The following is an 18,679-nucleotide window of genomic DNA, read 5'->3' on the forward strand; positions in this document are numbered from 1 at the left end:
AGTATGGCCACCCCCACCCCCACGTCCCGGATACGGCGGCAACTTCCCAGCAGTCCTTGGCTGTTCGCCGCCCCCGGGCTGCTGGTCGCCGGCGCGTTCGTGCTCTACCCGTTCGTGTCGACCGTCGTGAACTCCTTCACCGACCGCCGCACCCTGATCCCGGGGCGCTTCGTGGGTCTCGCCAACTTCCGCGAACTCCTCCACGACGACATGTTCTGGACCGGGCTGCGCAACAGCTTCCTGTACATCGCCGGCGTCGTGCCCGCGCTGGTGGTCCTGCCGCTGCTGCTCGCGCTGCTGGTGCGGCGTGACATCCCCGGCATCACCTTCTTCCGGTCCGCCTTCTACACGCCGGTGGTCGCCTCCATCGTGGTCGTCGGCCTGATCTGGGTGTGGCTGCTGGACGAGCGCGGCCTCGTCAACTCCCTGCTGGAGGCGGTCGGCGTCGGGCGCGTCGGCTTCCTCAGCGACCAGTGGCTGCTCCTGCTCAGCGCCATGGCGGTGACGGTGTGGAAGGGCCTCGGCTACTACATGATCATTTATCTGGCGGCGCTCGCGAACGTCCCGCGCGAACTGCACGAGGCCGCCGCCGTGGACGGCGCGGGACCGGTCCGTCGCTTCCTCAGCGTCACGGTGCCGGCCGTGCGGTCCACCATGGTGCTGGTCGCCGCGCTCTCCTCGGTCGCCGCGTTCAAGGTGTTCTCCGAGGTGTACCTGATGGCCGGACCCAGCGGCGGCCCGGCGGGCGAGGACACCACCCTCGTCATGCTCGTCCAGCGCACCGGCACCGGACTGACCGGCCGGGTCGGCTACGCCTCCGCCCTCTCCGTCGTGGTGTTCGCCGTCACCGTCGCACTGATGCTCCTCGTGCTGCGCGCCGACCGGAAGGAGGAGACATGAGCGTCCTGGAGAAGACGGCGCACACGGACCTGCCGGCCGCGCCGCCCGCCGCCCGCGCGCCCCGGATCACCGACGAGCACGGCCGCCGGATCCGGCCCGCTGAACTGGTCCTGCGCTACGCGCTGCTGCTCGCCGTCCTCGCCCTCACCACCGGGCCCTTCCTGTGGCAGCTCTCCACGTCCCTCAAGGGCCCCACCGAGGACATCTTCGGCTCACCGCCCGAGTTCCTGCCCGCGCATCCCACCCTGCACAACTACGCGCGGGTCGCGGACACCATCCCCGTCTGGGACTACGCCCTCAACTCGCTGAAGGTGGCCGCCGCGAGCGTCGTGACCAACTGCGCCGGTTCGGCCCTCGCCGGCTACGCCCTGGCCCGCCTGCGCTACCGCGGCCGCAGGGCGGCGACCCTGGTCTTCGTGCTGGCCATGCTGGTGCCCGTGGAGGGCATCATCATCGCCCAGTTCACCACCATGCGGGAACTCGGCCTGAACAACACGCTCATCGGCGTCGTCCTGCCCGGTTCGGTCGCGGCGCTGAACGTCCTGCTGATGCGCAACGCCTTCCGCAACCTGCCGTACGAGATCGAGGAGGCCGCCTACGTCGACGGCGCCGACGTCTGGCAGCGGTTCTGGCGTATCGCGCTGCCGGCGGTGAAGGGCACCGTCGCCGTCGTCGCGATCTTCGCCTTCATGGGCGCCTGGGACGACTTCCTGTGGCCGCTCGTCGTGCTCAGCGACCCCGACAGGTTCACCCTGACCATCGGCCTCAACTACCTGCACGGCACCTTCGCGAACGACGAACGGCTGGTCGCCGCGGGCACCGTCATCGCCGTGGCCCCGCTCATCGCCCTCTTCGCCTGCCTCCAGCGGTACTTCTTCCGCGGGGTCGGCGAGGGCGCCGTCAAGGGCTGACCGCACCGCCGCGGGCCCGCCGGCCCCCGTACTCACCGCAAGGACACCGTATGCCCCCTGCCGTGCGCCTCGGCGTCAACTACACCCCGAGCGAAGGCTGGTTCCACCACTGGCTCGACTTCGACCTGGACGCCGTGCGCGCCGACCTGGACGCGATCGCGGCCCTCGGCCTCGACCACATCCGCGTCTTCCCGCTCTGGCCCTACTTCCAGCCCAACCGCACCCTGATCCGCCCCCGCGCCGTGGCGCAGCTGGTGGCACTCGCCGACGCGGCCGCCGAGCGCGGCCTGGACGTCAACGTGGACGGCCTCCAGGGCCACCTGAGCAGCTTCGACTTCCTGCCCGCCTGGACCCGCACCTGGCACCGGCGCAACCTCTTCACCGACCCGGACGTGGTCGGCGGCCAGGCCGAGTACCTGCGCACCCTCGCCGCCGCCCTGGCCGGCCGGCCCAACTTCATCGGCATGACCGTCGGCAACGAGGTCAACCAGTTCGCCGCCGGACCCCACCCCGACCCCGACCGGATCACGGCGGAGGAGGCCGAGCGGTGGCTCGGCACGCTGCTCGCCGCCTGTGCCGAGGGCGCGCCCGGCCGGCTCCATCTGCACGCCTCGTACGACGCCGCCTGGTACCAGGACGACCAGCCCTTCACACCAGGGCACTCGGCCCGGCTCGGCGCCGTCACCGCCGTCCACTCCTGGGTGTTCAACGGCACCGCGCAGCGCCACGGCCGCACCTCCGTGCCCGCCGAGCACCACGCCGCCTACCTGGTCGAGCTGAGCAAGGCCTGGGCCGAGGAGCCGCACCGGCCGGTCTGGCTGCAGGAGGTCGGGGCGCCGGCGCCCCTGGTGCCCGCCGAGCACGCCGCCGCCTTCGCCGAGGCCACCGTGGCCGGCGCGCTGGACTGCCCGGACCTGTGGGGCATCACCTGGTGGTGCTCCTACGACGTCTCCCGCGACCTCGCCGACTTCCCCGAACTCGAATACGGGCTGGGCCTGTTCACCAACGACCGCAAGCCCAAGGACATCGCCCGCGTGCTGGCCGACGCCGCCCGCGCGCCCCGCACCGAACCGGCGGCGCGCACCACGGCCCTCGTCGTCCCCGCCGACCCCGGCCGCCGCTCCCGGTGCGCCCCCGGCGGCCCCGTCTTCGACGCCTTCTTCCGGCTCGTCGCCGACGGAGCCCGCCCCACCACCGTCCTCGACGCCCGCGCCGACGACAAGGAACACCTCGCCGCCCGCGGCATCACCGAAGTCGTCACTCCCGACCAGGTACTCCCCACCCCACCAGGAGGCCCTCGCTCGTGAAGCCCACCAGGCGCACCGTCCTGATCGCCGGCGCCGCCGCGGCCCTGCTCCCGGCCGCCCCCGCCCCGGCCGCCCCGGGAACCAGGGCCGCCACCGCGCCGTACGCCTCCTACTGGTACCCGGACTCCCTGCCCGACGGGAGCCCGGACAGCGGCGTCATCTGGCGCAGCCTGAAGTCCTGGCGCGCCGACGGCGACCCCGACCTCGCCTTCAACGCGGCGTCCGTGCCGCTCGCCGCCCGCTTCACGCCCACCCCGGCCAACACCACCGCCCGCTCGGGCCAGGCCCGCGTCCAGGCCCTGGTCTCCTTCGGGCCCACCGCCGCCAACCCCTCGCAGGGGTCGCCCACCGCCGACTACTACGCCCTCACCCACTGGGCCTATCTCGACGAACTGGTGTTCTGGGGCGGCTCGGCGGGCGAGGGGCTGATCCTGGCTCCGAACGCGCCGGTCGTGGACGCCGCCCACCGGCACGGCGTGCCCGTCCTCGGCAACGTCTTCCTGCCGCCCACCGCCTACGGCGGGCAGCTCCGCTGGACCCGCGACCTGGTCCAGAAGGACGCCTCGGGACGCCATCCGCTCGCCGCGCAACTCGTCGCCGTGGCGGCCGCGTACGGCTTCGACGGCTGGTTCCTGAACGCCGAGACGGGCGGCGGGAACACCGCCCTCGGCACCGCGATGCTGGACTTCGTGACCGAGCTGAAGGCGCTCGCGGCGGCCAAGGGGCAGCGGGTGACCTGGTACGACGCGATGACCGTGGACGGCACGGTGAGCTGGCAGGGCGCCCTGAACGACCGGAACCAGGCCTTCTTCCAGAGCGCCGACGACATGTTCGTCGACTTCCGGTGGAGCGCCGGCCCGCTGGCCGCCTCGGCCACCCGGGCCCGTCAACTGGAGCGTGATCCCTGCGAGTTGTGGGCCGGCGTCGACGTCGAGTCGAACGGGTCCGGCTCGCCGGTGGACTGGGACGCGATCGTGCCGACGACGAAGGCGCACATCACCTCGATCGGCTTCTACCGGCCCGAGTGGACCCGCAACCACCTGCCCGCCGACCGGCGGACCCCCGAGGACTTCCACGCGGCGGACGACCGGTTCTGGACCGGGCGGTCACCGGACCCCGCGCGGCCCGACGGCACAGACCCCTGGCGGGCGCCCGCCGTGTCGGTGGCGGACCGGTCGACGGTGACCTCCGTGCCGTTCGCCAGCGTGTTCAACACCGGGCACGGGCTGCGCTGGTACGACGGGGGCGCCGTCACCTCGGACGCGCCCTGGAACCACCTCGGACTGCAGGACCGGCTGCCGTCGCGGCGGTGGGTGGTGCGGACGCGGGGACGGCGCCCGGACGTCTCCCTCGACTTCGGCGACGCCTGGCGGGGCGGCAGCAGCGTGCTGGTGGCGGGCGGCCTCGACGAACCGGCGGTCCTCGACCTGTACGCGACCCGGCTGCCGATCACCGCCGGCACGGTTGTCGAACTGACGCACCGGGCCGACGCTGGAGAGGTGAACGTCGAGCTGGCCGTCGCCACCGCGGAGCCGGACGGCGCCGGTGCGCCACCGCCGTACACCTACCTGCCCCTCGGTCCCGCGCACCGGCCCGACCCGGCCGGCCCCGCCCACCCGGCCGACGCGGCCGGCGCCTGGCGGACCTCGACCGTGCCCCTCACCGGGCTCTCCGGCACGGCGCACGCCCTCGGGGTGCGCCTGAGCGCGCCCGGCGGCGGCCCCGTGCGCTGGCGGCTCGGCCGCGTCGCGGTGCGCCGCACCGCCTCGGTTCCCGCCGCCCCCACCGGCCTGCGGATCACCGCCGCCACCGGCGGCGACCTGCGCCTCGCCTGGAACGCCGCGCCCCGCCGGGTCCCGGTCCGCCACTACGAACTGCACCGTCTGCTGCCCGACGGCACCCGCCGCTTCCTCGGCGGCACCTGCCAGCGCGCGTTCTTCGTCACCGGCCTGCGACCCGAGCGGGGAGAGCGCGCCGCACGACTCGAACTGCGGGCGGTGGGGGAGCTGTACGGCGCCTCGGCCCCCGTCACCGTCACCCACTCCTGGTAGCCCGCCCCGTGTCCCGCACCCGGAACCCAGCAGGGAGCACTCCGCATGCATGACGACCGCAGCCTGGTCGAAGCCCGTCTCCGGCGCGTCCTCGACGAGCGCCTCCGTCCCGCCGTGTACCCCGAGTCCGTGCCGCTGCGGGTGGCCGTCTGGCACGCGCCCGGCGAGCCCGTGCCGGTCGCGGAGGGGCTGGCGGCCGAGCCCGAGCCGATCGAGGTGGGCGCCCGGTGGGGCGCGCCCTGGGGCACGAGCTGGTTCCGGGTGACCGGGACCGTCCCCGAGGCCTGGGCGGGCCGGACCGTGGAGGCCCTGCTCGACCTCGGCTTCGACGAGAACATGCCCGGCTTCCAGTGCGAGGGCCTGGTCTACCGGCCCGACGGCACGCCGGTGAAGGGCCTCAACCCGCGCAACCAGTGGGTGCGGATCGGCGCCCCCGCCGAGGGCGGGGAGGAGGTGCGCCTGCACATCGAGGCCGCCTCCAACCCGGTCATCCTCGACTACCACCCCTTCCGGCCCACCCGGCTCGGCGACAAGGACACCGCCGGGCACGAGCCGCAGTACACGCTCGCCCGCATGGACCTCGCCGTGTTCGACGAGACCGTGTGGCGGCTGGTGCTGGACCTGGAGGTGCTGGGCGAGCTGATGGCCGAGCTGCCGGCGGACTCCGCCCGGCGGCACGACATCCTGCGCGCCGTCGACGGGGCCCTGGACCTCGTCGACCTCCAGGACGTGAACGGCACCGCGGAGCGCGCGCGGGCCCGGCTCGCCGGCGTGCTGGCCGCCCCGGCGGTGCCCTCCGCGCACCGGATCAGCGCCGTCGGGCACGCGCACATCGACTCGGCGTGGCTGTGGCCGCTGCGGGAGACCGTGCGCAAGGTGGCCCGTACGACCGCCAACATGACCGCGCTGATCGAGGACGAGCCGGACTTCGTCTTCGCCATGTCCCAGGCGCAGCAGTGGGCGTGGGTGAAGGAGCACCGGCCCGAGGTGTGGGCGCGGGTGCGCAAGGCCGTGGCGGAGGGCAGGTTCGTGCCGGCCGGCGGGATGTGGGTCGAATCGGACACCAACATGCCCGGATCGGAGGCGATGGCGAGGCAGTTCGTGCACGGCAAGCGGTTCTTCCTCGACGAGTTCGGCATCGAGAACGAGGAGGCCTGGCTGCCCGACACCTTCGGCTTCGCCGCCGGGCTCCCGCAGATCATCCGGGCGGCTGGGTCCAAGTGGCTGCTGACCCAGAAGATCTCCTGGTCGCGGACGAACACGTTCCCGCACCACACCTTCCACTGGGAGGGCATCGACGGCACACGGATCTTCACCCACTTCCCGCCCGTCGACACCTACAACTGCTCGATGCGGGGCGGCGAGATCGCCCACGCGGCCCGGAACTTCAAGGAGAAGGGCAGGGCCCGGCACTCCCTGGCGCCCACCGGCTGGGGCGACGGAGGCGGCGGCACCACCCGCGAGATGGTCGCCAAGGCGGCCCGGCTGCGCGAGCTGGAGGGCTCCGCGACCGTCGTCTGGGAGACGCCCCGGGCGTTCTTCGAGAAGGCCGAGGCCGAGTATCCCGAAGCGCCGGTCTGGGTCGGCGAGCTCTACCTCGAACTGCACCGCGCCACCCTCACCAGCCAGGCCATGACCAAGCAGGGCAACCGCCGCAGCGAGCACCTGCTGCGCGAGGCCGAACTGTGGGCGGCGACGGCGGCGGTCCGCACCGGGTTCCGCTACCCGTACGAGGAACTGGACCGGATCTGGAAGACCGTCCTGCTGCACCAGTTCCACGACATCCTCCCCGGCTCCTCCATCGCCTGGGTGCACCGCGAGGCCCGGGCGACGTACCGGCGGGTCGCCGCCGAGCTGACCGGCGTCATCGAGGCCGCGCAGCGCGCGCTGGCGGGCGAGGGCGCCACGGCGCTGGTGTTCAACGCCGCCCCGCACGCCCGCGCCGGCGTCCCGGCCGCGGGGGCGGCGGCCGCACGGACGGAGGGCGCGACCACGCTCGCGCCGCGCCCGGACGGCGGCCACGTGCTGGACAACGGCCTGCTGCGGATCGGGATCGACGCCCGCGGCCTGGTCGTCTCGGCGTACGACATCGCCGCCGACCGCGAGACCGTCGCCCCCGGCCGCGCGGCGAACCTGCTCCAACTGCACCCCGACTTCCCGAACATGTGGGACGCCTGGGACGTCGACGAGTTCTACCGGAACACGGTCACGGACCTCACGGACGCCGACTCGGTGACGGCGGACGAGGACGGCGCCTCGGTGCGGATCGTACGGTCCTTCGGGGCCTCCCGGGTCACCCAGGTGCTGTCGCTGGCGCCGGGGGAGCGGCGGCTGCTGATCGACACCGAGGTCGACTGGCACGAGACGGAGAAGTTCCTGAAGCTGGCCTTCCCGCTCGACCTGCACGCCGAACGGTACGCGTCCGAGACCCAGTTCGGGCACGTCCACCGGCCCACCCACACCAACACCTCGTGGGAGGCGGCCAAGTTCGAGGCCTGCAACCACCGCTTCGTCCACCTGGAGGAACCCGGATGGGGCGTGGCGCTGGTGAACGACTCGACGTACGGCCACGACGTGACCCGCACGGTCCGCACCGACGGCGACCGCGGTACGACGACCACGGTCCGCGCCTCCCTCCTGCGGGCCCCGCGCTTTCCCGACCCCGAGACCGACCAGGGCGTCCACCGCTTCCGGCACGCCCTGGTCCCCGGCGCCGGGATCGCGGACGCGGTCCGCGAGGGCTGGCGGATCAACCTGCCGGAGCGGCGCGTCGACGGCGCCCACGAGGTCGCCCCGCTGGTCACGGTGGACGACGACGCGGTCGTCGTCACGGCCGTGAAACTGGCCGACGACGGCAGCGGCGATGTCGTGGTCCGCTTCCACGAGGCCCACGGAGGCCGCGCCCGGGCCACCCTGACGGCCGGTTTCGAGGTCACCGGCGTCACGGCGACGGACCTCCTGGAACGGCCGTCCGGGACTCCCGCCCCGGACCGGGACGGCGACCGGATCACCGTGCGGCTGCGGCCGTTCGAGCTGATGACGCTGCGGCTGAGCAGGCGCTGACCCCGTACCTGGCGCACCGCGGCTCGCCGGGCGGCGGTCACGGCCTCCGGGCCGCCCCGGCGAGCCGTGTCGGCGGCAGGTACTCCCGGACGAACGTCCGCTCCCAGCAGGCCCCGGTCGCCCGCAGTTCCCGCCAGGTGGTGTAGCGGTAGCGGAAGAGGCGGGCCCGGACGAACCGGGGCGGGTCGTCCCGGGGGAAGGGGGAGCGGCGCAGCAGCCGCAGGGTGTCGCGGTCGTTCTCCAGCAGCCGTTCCACCAGCCGGCCGAACCAGTCGCCGGCGTAGCCCGGGGACAGCGCGGCGAACCACATCAGCCAGTCGAGGCGCAGGTGGTAGGGCGCGTAGAGGCGCGGCCAGTGCCGCGGATCGCCGGGCTTGCCCCGGAACTCGTACTCCAGCCACTCGGAGTCCGCCCGCGGCGCGTCGTCCAGCGTGCCCTCGATGACCACCTCGTACCGGACCCGGCTGACGCTGCCGAACGCTCCGTAGGTGTTCACCAGGTGCAGCGGGTCGAAGGACCGGTTCATGACCTGGCGCCGGGAGACCATGTTCACCACCGGGTGGTAGCTGAGGAACAGCAGCAGCGCGGCGACGGCCAGGACCACGACCTCGTACCAGAGCGGGGCCGGGGGCACGGCCGGCACCGTGGCCGGCAGCCGCAGCGCGGACAGCGCCAGCACGATGGTGATCCAGTTCAGCCAGGAGAAGTTCCCGGACAGCACCAGCCAGAGCTGGGTGACGATCATCAGCGCGGCGGCGGCCGAGGCGACCGGCTGCGGGGTGAAGAGCAGGAAGGGCACCGCGAGCTGGGTGAGGTGGTTGGCGGCCACCTCCACCCGGTGCAGCGGTTTCGGCAGATGGTGGAAGAACCAGCTCAGCGGGCCCGGCATCGGCTGGGTCTCGTGGTGGTAGTCGAGACAGGTCAGCTTGCGCCAGCACGCGTCGCCCCGGAGCTTGATGAGCCCGGCCCCGAACTCGACCCGGAACAGGATCCAGCGCAGCAGGAACAGCACGACCACGGGCGGCGCGACCTCGTCGTTGCCGAGGAAGGCCGCGAGGAAGCCGGTCTCCAGCAGCAGCGACTCCCAGCCGAAGGAGTACCAGGTCTGGCCCACGTTGACGACCGACAGGTACAGCGCCCAGGGCACCAGCCACAGCAGGATGCCGCCCCACAGCGGCAGGGCGGAGTCCACCCCGGCGAGCAGCGCCGCCGACACCGCGCAGCCCGCCCAGGCGACGGCCGCGAAGAAGCGGTCCGAGTAGTGCAGATGGAACAGGCTGGGCGCCCGCCGGAACGGCACCCGCGCGGTGAAGCGGGGGATCGGCAGCATGCCGCGCTCACCCAGCAGGGCCCGGAACTGCAGGGCGGCCACCAGGAACGCGACCAGGTACACGCCGGCCAGGGCCCGCTGCAGGACCAGCCTGCTCAGCCAGTAGTCGGGTGCGGTGAACCAGTCCACAACTGCGCTCCTGCCAGGGTCGTGGCCACCGCGACGAAGGTGCCCAGTGGCGCGGGAGGGGCCCGTCACACCGTGTACCGCACGCCTTCGCCTGCGTAACACGGGCGGGCGGGGCGGACCGGCCGACTCCCACTCGAAGAATCGGGCGAATGCTGGCAAGGTGGGCGCATGGCTGATCGGGGAGCGAGCGCCCTGTCTCTCCCGGAGGACTGGCCCGCCCACCCGGACCCGATCCTGGCGCTCAATAACATGGGCAGCTTCGACTGGGACCTGGACACCGGTCTGTTCAGCATGGACGCCCAGGCGCACGAGATCTTCGACCTGCGCCCCGACGAGTACGACGGCCGCCCCGAGACCCTCTCCTCGCGGGTGCCCCCCGCCGAGGCGCACCGCCTGGACGCACTGGTGGCCCTGGCCATCAAGGACGGCCGGGAGAACTACGGCGCGTACTTCCGCCTCCGCCGCGGCGACGGCAGCATGCGGTGGACCCACACCCAGGGCTACATACGGCGGGACGAGACCGGCCGCCCGCGCCGGATCATCGGGATCGTCCGGGACGCCACCGAGGAACTCAGCGAACGGGCGAACCGCCAGGACGCGGCCGCCCTGGACGCCGCGCGGCGCGAGCAGACCAACGTCGTCCAGATCGCCACCGCCGCCCTCGCCCACGCCCGCACCGTGCAGGACGTCATCGACGTCGTCACCGACACCCACGGGCTGACCCTGCTCGGCTCCCGGAGCCTGGTCCTCGGGCTGGTCGAGGCGGGCCGCATCCGGCTGGTCGCCGAGGGCCCCGCGGGCAGCTTCGTACCCGGCACCCGGATCACCCGCATAGACGAGCAGTACCCGATGAGCGAGGCGGTGCGGACGCTCAGCCCGTGCTTCATCGAGTCACCGGAGGAGTTCGCCGAGCGCTTCCCGCTGCTGTGGCCGCGCATCACCGGCCTGCGGATCACCTCCGCCGCCTATCTGCCGCTGATCGCCCAGGCCCGCCCGATCGGCGCGATGGGCCTGCTCTACGACGACCGGCGCGGCTTCTCCCCCGAGGAGCGCAACGTACTCGTCGCCCTCGGCAGCAGCATCGCCCAGAGCCTGCAGCGGGCCATGCTCTACGAACAGGAGAAGGACCTCGCCCAGGGTCTGCAGCAGGCCATGCTGCCCCGCACCATCCCGAGCGTGCCCGGCGCCGACGTCGCCGTCCGCTACCGTGCCGCCGCCGTCGGCGGCACCCTCGGCCGGGACATCGGCGGCGACTGGTACGACCTGATCCCGCTGCCCGGGGGCAGCCGCTCCGGAGGAGGCCGGGTCGGCGCGGTCATCGGCGACGTCCAGGGCCACGACACCCACGCGGCCGCCGTGATGGGCCAGCTCCGGATCGTGCTGCGCGCCTACGCCGCCGAGGGCCACACCCCGGCCACCGTCATGGCCCGCGCCTCCGTCTTCCTGCGCGAACTCGACACCGACCGCTTCGCGACCTGCCTGTACGCCGAGGCCGACCTGTCCACCGGGGTCGTCCAGGTGGTCCGCGCCGGGCACATCGACCCCCTCGTCCGCCACGCCGACGGCAGCTGCCGCCGCGTCCCGGTCGAGGGCGGTCTGCCGCTCGGGCTGTCCGCCGAGTTCGGCCGGCTGGAGTACCCCGTCTCCACCCTCGAACTCGACCCCGGCGACACGCTCCTGCTGTGCACCGACGGCCTCGTCGAGCAGCCCGGCACCGATCTCGACGACGGTGTGCGCGCCCTGACGGACCTCATCGCCGAGTCCCCCGAGGACGTGCGCGCGCTGGCCAACCGGCTCATAGCGGCGGCCGAGGAGCGCGGCGGTGACGACGACGTGGCCCTGCTCTTGCTGCGCCGGCGCGCCCTGGAGGCCCCGCGGTCCGGCGGCCGGTTCCAGCAGCACGTGGCGCCCGGCGACCCCGAGGCGCTCACCCAGGCCCGGCACCTGATCCGCGCCGCCGTCCGCGGCTGGGGCGCGGGGGAGCGGGCCGACGAGATCGAACTCGTCGCCGACGAACTGATCACCAACGCCCTGATGCACACCGAGGGCGCCGCGATCGTCACCCTGCGGGTCCTGGAGGGCCGCGACCGGCGGCTGCGGGTCGAGGTCGAGGACTCCTCCAGCGCCCTGCCGCGGCGCCGGGACGCGGGGGAGGACGGCGTCTCCGGCCGCGGGCTGCTCCTCGTCGACCGGCTCACCGACGCGTGGGGTGTCGAGGCGCGCGGCGGCGGCAAGGCGGTGTGGAGCGAGTTCCAGGTGCCGGGACGGCCGGCCGCGTGACCGGCGGGGCGTTGCCGGCGCCGGATGGCACTCTGGAACCATGCCGGAACTGCCCGAGGTAGAAGCGCTGAAGGACTTCCTCACCGAGCACCTGGTCGGCCGACGGGTGGTCCGGGTGCTCCCGGTCGCCGTCAGCGTCCTGAAGACGTACGACCCCCCGGTCACCGCGATCGAGGGCAGCGAGGTCACCGCCGTGCGGCGGCACGGCAAGTTCCTCGACCTGGCGACGGGCGACGGGCCGCACCTGGTGACCCATCTGGCCCGCGCGGGCTGGCTGCAGTGGCGGGACCGGCTGCCCGACGGCCCGCCCCGGCCCGGCAAGGGCCCGCTGGCGCTGCGCGTGGCGCTGGAGACGGGCGAGGGCTTCGACCTCACCGAGGCCGGCACCCAGAAGCGGCTCGCGGTGTACGTGGTCCGCGACCCGGACGAGGTGCCGGGCATCGCCCGGCTCGGCCCCGACCCGCTCGCGGCGGACTTCGACGCGGAGCGCCTCGCCGCCCTGCTCAAGGGCGAGAGACGGCGGCTCAAGGGCGCGCTGCGCGACCAGTCCCTGATCGCGGGCGTCGGCAACGCCTACAGCGACGAGATCCTGCACGCCGCGAAGATGTCCCCGTTCAAGCTCGCCGGGTCCCTGACCCCGGAGGAGACCGGGCGGCTCCACGAGGCTCTGCGCGGCACCCTGACCGAGGCGGTCGAGCGTTCGCGCGGCCTCGCCGCCGGACGGCTGAAGGCGGAGAAGAAGAGCGGCCTGCGGGTGCACGGCCGCACCGGCGAACCCTGTCCGGTCTGCGGCGACACCATCCGGGAGGTGGCCTTCAGCGACTCCTCGCTCCAGTACTGCCCCACCTGCCAGACCGGCGGCAAGCCGCTGGCCGACCGGAGACTCTCCCGGCTGCTGAAATGAGGTGGCCCGCTGCCCGACGGCGTCCGCTCGCCGCGCGGACGGCCCGGGCGTGGCGCGGGGGCGGTCCGGGCGTGGCCGGGACGGCTCACTTGCGGGGCGTGAGCGACACCAGCGGGTGTCCGTCCGCGGTGCGCACGTCGTAGCGGGCGATCTGGTCCGGACGCATCGAGGAGCCGGCCATGGTCGTGGTCGTCCCGCTCTCGTGGGCGCCCACCGTCCAGCCGGAGACCGTCTGCTCCGAGCCGTCGCGGCCGACGACCACGAGCCGGCAGGAGTGCGGCCCCGAGCCGTCCTTCACGTCCAGCCGCATCCGGCTGCCCAGGTCTCCGTCCTCCGTGGTCACCTGCGCCCACACCCCGGTGCCCGGATCGGTCGCCGCGGTCACCCGGGCGGCCGGAGCCCCGTGCGCGGAGTGCAGTACGACCCCCGGCCCGGCCACGGCCAGCACGACCGAGGCCGCCAGACCGTACAGGAACCGCCGGCGCCGGGCGCGGTGCCGCAGCGCCAGTTCGCCCAGGAGCCGGTCCAGCAGCCGGGGGCCGGGCTGGGCCACGGGGTGCACGAAGCGCGGCGTGGCCCGGCGGTACAGCATCAACTGCCGTGCGGCGGGACCGAACTCGGTCACCTGTGCCGCGCACCGGGGGCACTCCATGAGGTGGTCCTCGAAGCGGAAGGCCTCCGCCTCGTCCAGCACGCCGAGCGCGTACGCGCCGACGTCGCGATGCCTTTCCAGGGACCTCATGCCGAATCCTCGTGCCGATGGGTGCGGGTGGGGTTACTCCGTGCTCCCATCCGTACGCACCCGACAACCGAATCACTCAAGGCGCACACCGAATCGTGACCAAGAGATTCGGAGCGGCCCGCCCCGCGGATTGGTGCGATTTCCAGAAAACCTCAGGAACTCGCCGGCGGGCAGGTCAGGGCGGTCCCCGGGTCCCGGGCGGGTCTCAGAACAGGTGGATGGCCAGATGTCCGAGGGGCAGTCCGAGCCGCCAGGCGGCGGTCCACACCTTGGGCCCGTCGTCCTCGCCGGACACCGCCGCGCCGCCCGGCACCGCGTCCAGGTCGGGAGCGAGCAGCTCGGTCTCCTCCAGCCAGCGCCAGGCCTCGGCGGCCAGCGCCAGGTCGGGCGAGGGCGCGGCGGCCGCGGACTCCTCGGCGGCCAGCTCGGCCATCCGCAGGCCCACCCACTCCTGCCACTGCTGGTCGTACGCCGTCAGCGACAGCCAGTTCTCCAGCTGCGAGATCACCCGGATGCCGGACAGCTCGCCGTCGGTGTCGGAGAGGAAGACGGTCAGCGCCAGGGCGTCCCGCCCGGCCCGGAACTCGAAGGACGTCGGCGGCATCAGATCGCCGGTGCGCAGCAGCTCGTCGGCGATGTACTCGGCGTACAACCAGGCCATCGGGACGGCCAGTTCACCGCCGACGCCGTCGCTGCCGTCGGTGCTCTCGTGACCTCTGTACGGCATCCCTTCCTGCCTTCCTCCGGTGCGTGCGCCTCGCCCGAAACCTCCGGGCCCGCCATGGGCCCGGCCCCCGTCCGGAAACACGGATGAGGACAGCTGATTGCCCCAACGGGGTTCTCAGCAAGGCGCTTTACCGAGGTTTGACCCGGCCGCCGGTTTCACCGCAGGTCGGCCGCGTAACCCGGAAGGACCCCGCGCAGGGCGCGCAGCGCGTAGTAGGCGCGGGACTTCACGGTACCGGGTGGAATGCCCAGGATCCGCGCGGCCTCCGCCACACTGGCCCCGCGGAAGTACACGAGTACCAGCACGTCACGGTGGGCCGGCGTGAGTGTCTTCACAGCCTCCCGGACGTCCAGCGCCGCGGCGGCCCGCTCGGCGTGGTCGGCGGTCACCCGCGCGTTCTCCGGCACCTCGTCGCCGACCTCCGGCGGCCGCGCCTGGCGGGCCCGCCGCGCGTCGATCGCCAGCCGGCGGGCGACGGTCAGCAGCCAGGGCCGTACCGAGTCGAAGTCGGCCGCGCGCAGGGCCTCCGGGTGTTGCCAGGCGCGTACCAGGGTCTCCTGCACCAGGTCCTCGGCGCGCTGCCGGTCGCCGTCGCTCAGCCTCAGCAGCAGTGCGAAGAGGGGGCCGCCGTGCTCGCGCTGGAGCGCGGCCAGCTCGTGCTCGGCGGTCGTCGTCCGGTGGGGAAGTGAGGTTGCGGCCGTCATGGCGGTATGGCAGCGCAGGGCGCCGCCGCGGGACAGGGGGCGCGCGCCGCTCTGCGACGGACGGTCCGATCGCGTCGGTGAGCGGTCGCCCGAGCGCCGCGCGCACCGGCGCGGGGGACCGGATGGCCTAATTCCGGCGCCCCGTCCGTTTGCGCCGGGAGCCGGATTCATACCCATATGCCGACAAAGCCTTGTCGGTGAGCAGGACCGCAGAGACGACGACGCAGGGGTGAACCGATGATCGCACGCAGGCATCAGGTGGCGCTGGCGCTGACCGCCCTGCTCGCCGCCGGGGCCGCCTGCCTGAACCAGGAGCGGCGGGAGCCCGTCGCGGCGGCGGGCCGCCCGGCGCCGCCGGTCGTCCGCCCGGTCACGCTCGTCGCCTCCGGCGGCGTGCTCCCGGACCGCTCCGTCGCCGAACGGGCGGCCTACGACGCCGGCGGCCACGGCCACGACTACCGCCCGATGCTCTCCGGCGTGGAACCCCTCGTGCACGGCGCCGATCTGGCGCTGTGCCACCTGGAGACCGTCACCGGCGACGGCGGCGGCGCCGCGGACACCGGCGCCATGTCCCCGGCGCAGCTCGCCGCCGGCCTCGCCGCGACCGGCTACGACGGCTGCGCCACCGCCTCCGAGCACGCCCTGGACGACGGCGCCGCCGGTGTCGGGCGCACCCTGGACGCCCTGGACCGGGCCGGCCTGAAGCACACCGGGACCGCCCGCACCGAGGCGGAGTCCCGCTCGGTCACCCTGTACCGGGCGGGACTCGCCAGGATCGCGCACCTGTCGTACACCTACGGCGCCGGCCGCCGTCCGCTCCCGTCCGGGCAGCCCTGGGCCGTCAACCCGCTCGACGCCGACCGGATCGTCTCCGACGCCCGCGCCGCCCGGGTGGCGGGCGCCGACCTGGTCGTCGTCTCCGTGCACTGGGGCACCGAGTGGCAGGACGCCCCCGACCGGACCCAGCTCGATCTTGCGAAGGCCCTGACGGCCTCGACGACCGACGGCCGCCGGGACATCGACCTGCTCCTCGGCACCCACGCCCACGTCCCGCAGGCCTACCAGAAGGTCAACGGCACCTGGGTCGTCTACGGCCTCGGCGACCAGGTCGCCGGGGAGATGTTCAACGACCGGGGTGTGCGGGACCCGCGCGGCAACGAGTCCACCACCGGCCGCTTCACCTTCGCTCCGCCCGCCGTCCCCGGCGACCGCTGGCGGGTCACCAAGGCCGAGTTCGTCCCGCAGATGTACGACGTCGACGCCGGCCGGGTGGTCGACCTCAACCGGGCCATCGCCGGCGGCGCCGAGCTGGAGGGGGTGCGCGACCGCGTCCGGGACGTGGTCCTCAGCCGCGGAGCCGCCGCGGACGGCCTGGTCATGGCGGACTGATCAGTCGGTGGGCCGGCGTCCGGCGAGCGCCGAACGCCGGTAGGAGTAGCCGAAGTAGATCACGCAGCCGATCAGGAACCAGACGGCGAACCGCACCCAGGTCTGCCACTGCAGGAACGTGATCAGCCAGATGGAGAAGAGCACTCCGAGCGCCGGCAGGAACGGCATCCACGGCGTGCGGAAGCCGCGCGGCAGGTCCGGCCGCCGGTAGCGCAGCACGATCACCGCCGTGCACACCACCACGAACGCCAGCAGGATGCCGATGTTGGTCAGCTCGGCCGCCTCGCCGATGGGGACGAACCCGGCGATGAGCGCCGACGCCGCTCCGACGATCCAGGTCACCCGGGTCGGCACGTGCCGGGTCGGGTGCGTCTTGGCGAACCACCGCGGCAGCAGCCCGTCCCGGGACATCGAGAACCACACGCGGGTCACGCCCAGCATGAACGTGAACATCACGGTGAGGATGCCGATGATCGCGCCCACCGCGATCACGTCGGCCAGCCCGCTCAGCCCGACCGACTTGAACGCCGTGGAGAACCCGCTCTCCGGGTCGATGTCCTTGTAGTTCTGCATGCCGGTCAGCACCAGGCAGGCCGCGACGTAGAGCACCATCGAGATCGCCAGCGAGTAGATGATCGCCTTCGGCATGTGCCGCTGCGCGTCCTTGGACTCCTCGGCGGCGGTCGACATGGCGTCGTAGCCGAACACCGCGAAGAACACGGTCGCCGCTCCCGTGAAGGCACCGCTGATGCCGAACGGGAAGAACGGATGGTAGTTCGCCGTGGTGATGTGGAACACGCCCACCCCGATCACCAGCAGCACCACCAGCACCTTCAGCGCCACGACGAAGGTCTCGAACCGGGCCGCGCTGCGGATGCCCAGGGTGAGCAGCCACGCGATCAGCAGACACAGCACGGCGGCGAACAGGTCCACCCGGTGCCCGCTGCCGGTCCCCGGCGCGCCCAGCATCCAGGAGGGCAGATCGGCGCCCATCTGCTCGACCAGGAAGCTGAAGTAGCCGGAGATGCCGATGGCGACCACCGCCACGATGGCCGTGTACTCCAGCAGCAGGTCCCAGCCGATGAACCAGCCGGCGAACTCGCCGAGCACCGCGTACCCGTAGGTGTACGCCGAACCCGCCTTGGGGATCATCCCCGCGAACTCGGCGTACGACAGGGCGGCGCAGGCGCTCGCGACACCGGCGATGAGGAACGACACCAGGACCGCGGGCCCGGCCGTCTCGTTGGCCACCGTTCCGGCCAGCGTGAAGATGCCGGCGCCGATGATGCCGCCCACTCCGATGGCGGTGAGCTGCCACAGGCCGAGCGACCGCTCGAGCCCGCCGCCCTCGCCGACCTCGGTCTCCTCGATGTGCTCGATGGGTTTGCGGCGGAGAATTCCTTCGCCCATTCGGAGCTTGGCCATACGTTCCACCTCTTCGCCGACGGCAAACGGCTGACGGCCGATCATGATGGCTCAGCGGCGCTCCTTACGGAAGACGCCACGCACGCGCGGTCCAGCCCGGTGCGGGCCGGGCTCCGATTCGCGGCGCCGCCCGCCCGCGGCCTCGACGGCCCCGAGCTCGCCGCCCGGAGCGCACCCCGGACGACCGCGCCCGCCCGCACCCGGCCGGCCGGTCCGTCACCGGCCGCCCCGACCGCCTTCCGGGGCCCGGCGACGCTCACCGGCCGCCCCGGGGCCGCCGGCGTGGCGGGGACCCGCTACGGGACGACCGTGACCGGCCAGCGTCCGGCCTTCACCAGCCGCACCGCCACCGAGCCGATGATGCGGTGCCCGGCCTGCTCCGAGGCGCCCACCACCACCGCGTCGGCCTTGAGTTCGTCGGCGGCCTTCACCAGGCCGTTGTAGGGGTCGCCGCGGAAGGTGTGGAACTCCCACCGGATGTCGAATATCCCCCGGACCCGCTCGGCCGCCTCCCGGATGTAGGCGACCAGGTCCTCGGCGATCTCGTCGGTCGTCTCCGCGACGGGCGCCCCGAGCGCGGCCCCGGCCGCGAGCACCGGCTGCACGTACACGACGGCCAGCAGCGCGCGCTGCCGGCGGGCCAGACCGCCCGCGTACGCGGCGGCGCGCAGCGAGGAGTCGGAGCCGTCCACCCCGACCACGATGACCTTCGGCCCGTCGGTACCCCGCTCGAACTGGTGCGCGTGCTGTTCGTGCTGTTCCGTCACGGCCCGAGGCTATCGGAAGCACCCCCTCCGGCCGAAGCACGGGCTCAGGG

Annotated in this window: 14 protein-coding genes; 8 read left to right on the forward strand and 6 right to left on the reverse strand. The window is 73.5% G+C overall.

The features are described 5' to 3' along the window. The first annotated feature begins 3 nt into the window (after positions 1 to 3). From ACFYU0_RS16305 to ACFYU0_RS16325, 5 genes are read left to right on the forward strand one after another with little or no spacing between them, the layout of a single operon-like run. Positions 4 to 900 carry a sugar ABC transporter permease gene (locus ACFYU0_RS16305; protein ID WP_351667975.1) on the forward strand — a complete coding sequence of 299 codons (897 nt, stop codon included), beginning with the start codon at positions 4 to 6 and terminating at the stop codon, positions 898 to 900. Further along, positions 897 to 1,811, forward strand: a complete 915-nt coding sequence (locus ACFYU0_RS16310) for a carbohydrate ABC transporter permease (protein WP_389301504.1) — start codon at positions 897 to 899, stop codon at positions 1,809 to 1,811. Before ACFYU0_RS16305 ends, ACFYU0_RS16310 begins: the two co-directional genes overlap by 4 nt. A gap of 50 nt (positions 1,812 to 1,861) precedes the next feature. Next, positions 1,862 to 3,118, forward strand: coding sequence for a glycosyl hydrolase (locus tag ACFYU0_RS16315; RefSeq protein ID WP_389301507.1), 1,257 nt, complete (start codon positions 1,862 to 1,864; stop codon positions 3,116 to 3,118). Continuing rightward, positions 3,115 to 5,169, forward strand: a complete 2,055-nt coding sequence (locus ACFYU0_RS16320; RefSeq protein ID WP_389301510.1) for an endo-beta-N-acetylglucosaminidase — start codon at positions 3,115 to 3,117, stop codon at positions 5,167 to 5,169. Before ACFYU0_RS16315 ends, ACFYU0_RS16320 begins: the two co-directional genes overlap by 4 nt. Positions 5,170 to 5,214: 45 nt before the next feature. Next, positions 5,215 to 8,232: an alpha-mannosidase gene (locus ACFYU0_RS16325; protein ID WP_389301513.1), complete on the forward strand. Its 3,018-nt coding sequence runs from the start codon at positions 5,215 to 5,217 to the stop codon at positions 8,230 to 8,232. A 37-nt stretch (positions 8,233 to 8,269) separates the two neighbouring features. Here ACFYU0_RS16325 and ACFYU0_RS16330 read toward each other — a convergent pair whose 3' ends face one another. Then, the gene (locus tag ACFYU0_RS16330; RefSeq protein ID WP_389301516.1) at positions 8,270 to 9,691 is read right to left on the reverse strand and encodes a lipase maturation factor family protein; all 1,422 of its coding nucleotides are present in this window, start codon (positions 9,689 to 9,691) and stop codon (positions 8,270 to 8,272) included. 168 nt (positions 9,692 to 9,859) lie between these two features. On the opposite strand from ACFYU0_RS16330, the gene ACFYU0_RS16335 reads away from it, so the two are divergent. Then, positions 9,860 to 11,971 carry a SpoIIE family protein phosphatase gene (locus ACFYU0_RS16335; protein ID WP_351667963.1) on the forward strand — a complete coding sequence of 704 codons (2,112 nt, stop codon included), beginning with the start codon at positions 9,860 to 9,862 and terminating at the stop codon, positions 11,969 to 11,971. A gap of 40 nt (positions 11,972 to 12,011) precedes the next feature. Continuing rightward, the gene (locus tag ACFYU0_RS16340) at positions 12,012 to 12,875 is read left to right on the forward strand and encodes an Fpg/Nei family DNA glycosylase (RefSeq protein WP_389301519.1); all 864 of its coding nucleotides are present in this window, start codon (positions 12,012 to 12,014) and stop codon (positions 12,873 to 12,875) included. Between the two features lie 85 nt (positions 12,876 to 12,960). Here the strand turns inward: ACFYU0_RS16340 and ACFYU0_RS16345 are convergent, their stop codons facing one another. The 3 genes from ACFYU0_RS16345 to ACFYU0_RS16355 form a co-directional block, all read right to left on the reverse strand. After that, on the reverse strand, positions 12,961 to 13,617 hold the full coding sequence (locus tag ACFYU0_RS16345; RefSeq protein ID WP_351667959.1) for a zf-HC2 domain-containing protein: 657 nt from the start codon (positions 13,615 to 13,617) through the stop codon (positions 12,961 to 12,963). 205 nt (positions 13,618 to 13,822) lie between these two features. Continuing rightward, positions 13,823 to 14,344 (reverse strand): hypothetical protein, encoded by a 522-nt coding sequence (locus ACFYU0_RS16350; RefSeq protein ID WP_351667957.1) that lies wholly within the window; start codon positions 14,342 to 14,344, stop codon positions 13,823 to 13,825. A 155-nt stretch (positions 14,345 to 14,499) separates the two neighbouring features. Next, entirely contained in the window at positions 14,500 to 15,048 is a 549-nt protein-coding gene (locus ACFYU0_RS16355; protein ID WP_351667956.1) for a sigma-70 family RNA polymerase sigma factor, read from the reverse strand. Positions 15,049 to 15,285: 237 nt separating this feature from the next. On the opposite strand from ACFYU0_RS16355, the gene ACFYU0_RS16360 reads away from it, so the two are divergent. Further along, complete coding sequence (locus tag ACFYU0_RS16360; RefSeq protein ID WP_389301525.1) at positions 15,286 to 16,437, forward strand: CapA family protein; 1,152 nt, start codon at positions 15,286 to 15,288, stop codon at positions 16,435 to 16,437. Here ACFYU0_RS16360 and ACFYU0_RS16365 read toward each other — a convergent pair whose 3' ends face one another. Both ACFYU0_RS16365 and ACFYU0_RS16370 read right to left on the reverse strand, forming a co-directional pair. Then, positions 16,438 to 17,862, reverse strand: a complete 1,425-nt coding sequence (locus ACFYU0_RS16365) for an amino acid permease (RefSeq protein WP_389301528.1) — start codon at positions 17,860 to 17,862, stop codon at positions 16,438 to 16,440. It abuts the gene before it with no gap. Positions 17,863 to 18,158: 296 nt separating this feature from the next. Then, positions 18,159 to 18,629 (reverse strand): universal stress protein, encoded by a 471-nt coding sequence (locus ACFYU0_RS16370; RefSeq protein WP_199212949.1) that lies wholly within the window; start codon positions 18,627 to 18,629, stop codon positions 18,159 to 18,161. Between the last annotated feature and the right edge of the window lie 50 nt (positions 18,630 to 18,679).

The organism is Streptomyces sp. NPDC003720, from assembly GCF_042875075.1.
Lineage (GTDB): Bacteria > Actinomycetota > Actinomycetes > Streptomycetales > Streptomycetaceae > Streptomyces.

Bases quoted from the DNA above. Each gene is read 5' to 3' on its own strand.
- ACFYU0_RS16305 (WP_351667975.1), top strand. From the start codon at position 4: ATGGCCACCCCCACCCCCACGTCCCGGATACGGCGGCAACTTCCCAGC.
- ACFYU0_RS16310 (WP_389301504.1), top strand. From the start codon at position 897: ATGAGCGTCCTGGAGAAGACGGCGCACACGGACCTGCCGGCCGCGCCG.
- ACFYU0_RS16315 (WP_389301507.1), top strand. From the start codon at position 1,862: ATGCCCCCTGCCGTGCGCCTCGGCGTCAACTACACCCCGAGCGAAGGC.
- ACFYU0_RS16325 (WP_389301513.1), top strand. From the start codon at position 5,215: ATGCATGACGACCGCAGCCTGGTCGAAGCCCGTCTCCGGCGCGTCCTC.
- ACFYU0_RS16335 (WP_351667963.1), top strand. From the start codon at position 9,860: ATGGCTGATCGGGGAGCGAGCGCCCTGTCTCTCCCGGAGGACTGGCCC.
- ACFYU0_RS16340 (WP_389301519.1), top strand. From the start codon at position 12,012: ATGCCGGAACTGCCCGAGGTAGAAGCGCTGAAGGACTTCCTCACCGAG.
- ACFYU0_RS16345 (WP_351667959.1), bottom strand. From the start codon at position 13,617: ATGAGGTCCCTGGAAAGGCATCGCGACGTCGGCGCGTACGCGCTCGGC.
- ACFYU0_RS16350 (WP_351667957.1), bottom strand. From the start codon at position 14,344: ATGCCGTACAGAGGTCACGAGAGCACCGACGGCAGCGACGGCGTCGGC.
- ACFYU0_RS16355 (WP_351667956.1), bottom strand. From the start codon at position 15,048: ATGACGGCCGCAACCTCACTTCCCCACCGGACGACGACCGCCGAGCAC.
- ACFYU0_RS16360 (WP_389301525.1), top strand. From the start codon at position 15,286: ATGATCGCACGCAGGCATCAGGTGGCGCTGGCGCTGACCGCCCTGCTC.
- ACFYU0_RS16365 (WP_389301528.1), bottom strand. From the start codon at position 17,862: ATGGCCAAGCTCCGAATGGGCGAAGGAATTCTCCGCCGCAAACCCATC.